Raw genomic sequence first — 4,046 nt, 5'->3', positions numbered from 1 at the left:
TATCGCCCCATCATGAGACTCAACAATAACTTTACACATAGCCATACTCAACCCAAGTCCTTTAGTATGATGCATAATATCACTCACATTAAAGGGCTCAAAAATATTTTTAAGGATACCTTCATCCATTCCTTTTCCATCATCACGTATTTCTATCCGGGCATATTTCTTGTCTTCTTTCATGATCGATGACAGTGACAGTCTAACGTTAACTTTTTCACGGTTATGAAACACCGTGTTATGCACCAGACGGGTAACCACATCAAGAAAATGATCTTGGTCAACTATAACTTCAATGTCTTCTTTTGCTATCTCGAACTGCAAAACTCCATTCCCATCTGTTACGACATGATTTAACCCTTCACTATTAGCTGTCAAGAGAGTGTTTAAGACTACCTCTTTCTTTTCGATCCGTGCTTTGCCTCTGGCTAGATTCATATATGAGACGATATCTTCCACAATAGTGATCAATCTCCTCCTGCCATTTTCAACACTATTTAAAATGCGTTTTTGTGTCTGTGCATCTGATTTTCTCCCTTTTCCGGAAGAATCAATTTTATCGGTAATATAACTAAGACCGGCAGATATGATTGATATCGGGGTGTTCAGCTCATGGCCAATTAATAACATCACTTCATCTTTCATGTCTTCAAATTTCTTTTTATCAGCCTCAAGATCTTTTTCTAACTCTTCTTTATAGCTATCACCCGTTTTTTCTTCTTCTATTCTCTTTATACAGCTATTAACAGATTCAAGAAGCTTCTCAAGATCAACCGGTTTTGTCATATAATCTGCCACACCTATGCGAATAGATTCCTGTGCGGTTTCGAGCGATCCATATCCGGTAAGAAGTATAACAGCAAGCCGGGGATTAAACTTCTTTGCCCGGCGTGAAAACTCAACACCATCCATTGCAGGCATATTAATATCGCTTACCAATACATCAAAGCGTTCTTTTCCCAAAAGAGAAAGCGCGAGTACGCCACTTTCAACCGCTACTGTTTCAAAACCTTTTTTACTCAAAAAAGTGCTCACAATATTTCTTATTTCTGCTTCATCATCAACTATAAGAACTTTTTTTTGTGACATAGCATACCTACTCCCCGATTTTCTTTTGTATAAGTTCCAAAATCACATTTAAATCGATTGGTTTAAACAAAATATCCTCATATCCCATTTCCTGTATTTCGAGAAAATTTCCAGAAACATCCTGCGACCCCGTTAAAATTATAACGGGTACCGCAATACCCTTTTGGGCCATTTTCTTTAAAACGCTTTGCCCGCTCGTTTCCGGCATACGCATATCCAATATCATACAATCTACTTTCGTGCTCTCCATAATATCTACCGCTTGAGCACCGTTTTCTGTTGCGGTAACAGTATAGCCGTGTTTTTCCAAGAACGTTTCCAGGATATCTCGTATTTCTTTCTCGTCATCAACAACTAATATGTGTTTTTTCATACTCTCCTCATTTGTATTCATATATCAGCTCTCCGAGACCCGTAAAATACCAGGCACATTATTGTATCGGTAAAACTATCGTTGCTTTCGCCCCTTCTTCTTTTGTGCTCTCATAGCGCAAATCACCCCCGTGCGCTTTTACAATACCGTAACATACAGAAAGACCTAAACCCGTACCCTTTTCTTTTGTCGTATAAAACGGCTCGAAAACCCGACTTTTACTTTCATCTGTCATTCCTGATCCGGTATCGACAAACTCAATGTATAAATTTTTCTCTTTTGCACGTATATTTATCGTTATCGTACCGCCGTCCGGGCCCATGGCTTCGGCAGCATTTTTGAGCAGGTTTATATATACTTCGTGCATCTTCTTCTCATCAATACGCACCTCCGGGATTGGCGAACAATAATTTCTTTTTATCGTTACATTCGAAAGGTAATACTGGTGTTCAAGAAGCTTAAGAATAAATTCTATGCTTTCGTCAATTTTCACAATGCTTAGATCCCCATGACTCGGTTTTGAGAATGTAAGCAACCGTTGAATAATATCTTTTGCACGCATGCATTGGTCCATGATAATTTTCAGGTTTTTGTTCACTTCATCATTGTCTAACTTTTCCATGAGAGCAAGCTGCGCTTTGCCCGATATGACCATAAGAGGATTATTCACCTCATGGGCAATGTCCGCGATAAGTTTCCCTAGAGACGCAAGCTTTTCGGTCTGAATAAGCATTTCTTCTGCCTGTTTTAATTCTACAAATTTATTCTCAAGTTCTTCTCTTATCTGGTTGTTGTCTTCCAACATACTCACCATCACTTCACGAGCTTTAACCGATTCAGTTAATGATTTCTCAAGCTGCTGAGTCTTTTCTCGTAAAGTATCTTCTAATTCTTTTCTTTTGAAAAATCCCGGTACTTCATACCTCGAAATATTTTTAGCTAATTCCGGCTCTTTCCGCATATACTGTTTGATATACTTGTCTATTTTTGAAGGGTGCGCCATGATAAAGCGGCACACATCATCTCCTTTTGCTTTACACATGATCTCAGATACAACAAGATTAACTCCGAAACTTTCCGAACACCATCCCGAAGAGTATCCGGCGTTCAGCACACATACCGAATAATCTGTTTTTTTACCGGACTTTTTCCATGCGTCTGATTCAAATGAGTACGGATGATCATATATAAGATAGAAATCCTCATCTTGCGATGGCTTCGACTCGGGGAATATATCGACATTTGCCCAACCGGCATAAGCAAATAAAACCAAGCCGGCCGATAATCTTTCAATAGGGGTTTTAAGCTTTAATTTTTCCTGGAAATTTTTTGCATCAGATAACCCAATTGCATACGCTACATCGTACAGGATCTGCCTGGCAATGCAAATTGCTTCTTCTTTTCCCGAATCTTTATAAAGATTCTTAACTGTTTCAAAAAAATCAACTGACATTGATGCGGCGCGCACATAAATATACCTCTCATCATCAATCTCAATTGTTCCTTTTTCAGGATTCTCTTTTTTTTCTAAAAAATAGCTACTGACTATATCCTGCGCTTTTAAGAATAACGGCTCATATTCTTTTGGCACTTTCACTGTGTTTAACATCACCATACTCCTTAACGTCATAAAAAAATACCGCATCTATTTTTTCTTCGTGCGGTCAATGCTCTTTTTTGTAATTTTATCCATATCTGATCGTAGCTGTTTTATCTCTTTTTTTAATTCTACAATCCGCTCTTCTCTGTTTACACTTGCCTTATAGAATACTTCTAATTCTCTGAGATGTTTCTTTGACTCTTCTTCCAGAGTTTTGCGGTTTGAAATATCTTTGGCTACGTGCACCACACCGTTCACATCACCTTTATCATCAAATATTGGAGACATCGTTACTTCAAAATGCATTCCTAATAACGGCTCATATGCTTCAAAAGATGTACTCACGCCTGTTGCAAAAACTGTTTCAAGCTCACAAAAAACGGGCGATTTAGTTTTTTTATGAAACAATTCATAACACTTATGCCCAATAATTTCTACCGGACTTTTTTTGAAAACTGAAGCAAATGCGAGGTTGACTCTTAATATCGTTTGGTCTCTTGCATGTATTGAAATTAAATCCTCTATTGAATCAAAGGTTTTGCGCCATTCACTTGCAGCGTTCCTTAACTGATTTTGTTTTATTTGAATATCCTCAACGAGGTTAAGCATAGCATTTTTGGAATCCTCAGCCTCTTCCTTTTGTTTGCTGATGTTATCAATGGCAAATTTTAGCTCCTTTGTTTTATCTTGTATTTTTGCCTCCATAATGAGGTGGAAATCTCTCAATTTTATTCTCATTGAATCTAATTCTTTCGAAAGTACTCTTGCTTCACCAGTGCCCGTAATTGTAACTGGATGTTCAAAATCTCCGCTCCCGATTTTCTGGGCATCACTCTGCAATAGTTCAATCGGTTTAGCTATCGTTTTTGCAATAATAAATGCAAGTAATAGTACACCGAGTATGCACCACAGACAAAATACAAATATTGCACTCCGCAAATTCTGCAACGGTTGAAATATTTCTTTCGTATCCATTTTTGTAAC

4 protein-coding genes are annotated in these 4,046 nt (G+C 37.9%); all 4 read right to left on the bottom strand.

What is annotated here, in order from left to right:
• A partial coding sequence (locus P9M13_01375; protein ID MDP8261938.1) for a response regulator occupies nt 1-1,089 on the bottom strand: 1,089 nt, incomplete at its 3' end.
• A gap of 7 nt (nt 1,090-1,096) precedes the next feature.
• Nucleotides 1,097-1,462 (bottom strand): response regulator, encoded by a 366-nt coding sequence (locus P9M13_01370; protein ID MDP8261937.1) that lies wholly within the window; start codon nt 1,460-1,462, stop codon nt 1,097-1,099.
• Between the two features lie 58 nt (nt 1,463-1,520).
• The gene (locus P9M13_01365) at nt 1,521-3,071 is read right to left on the bottom strand and encodes an ATP-binding protein (protein MDP8261936.1); all 1,551 of its coding nucleotides are present in this window, start codon (nt 3,069-3,071) and stop codon (nt 1,521-1,523) included.
• Between the two features lie 36 nt (nt 3,072-3,107).
• Nucleotides 3,108-4,046, bottom strand: a 939-nt coding sequence (locus P9M13_01360; protein MDP8261935.1) for a PAS domain-containing protein, incomplete at its 5' end; no start/stop codon positions are given.

Origin of the sequence: Candidatus Ancaeobacter aquaticus, assembly GCA_030765405.1 — a bacterium.
GTDB classification, from domain to species: Bacteria; Auribacterota; Ancaeobacteria; order Ancaeobacterales; family Ancaeobacteraceae; genus Ancaeobacter; species Ancaeobacter aquaticus.
Note: the sequence above shows the minus strand (reverse complement) of the source record. Positions and strands in the feature narration are given on the sequence as shown.

Excerpts from the sequence above, each read along its gene's own strand:
- P9M13_01370 (MDP8261937.1), bottom strand. The coding sequence starts at position 1,462 with ATGAAAAAACACATATTAGTTGTTGATGACGAGAAAGAAATACGAGAT.
- P9M13_01365 (MDP8261936.1), bottom strand. The coding sequence starts at position 3,071 with ATGTTAAACACAGTGAAAGTGCCAAAAGAATATGAGCCGTTATTCTTA.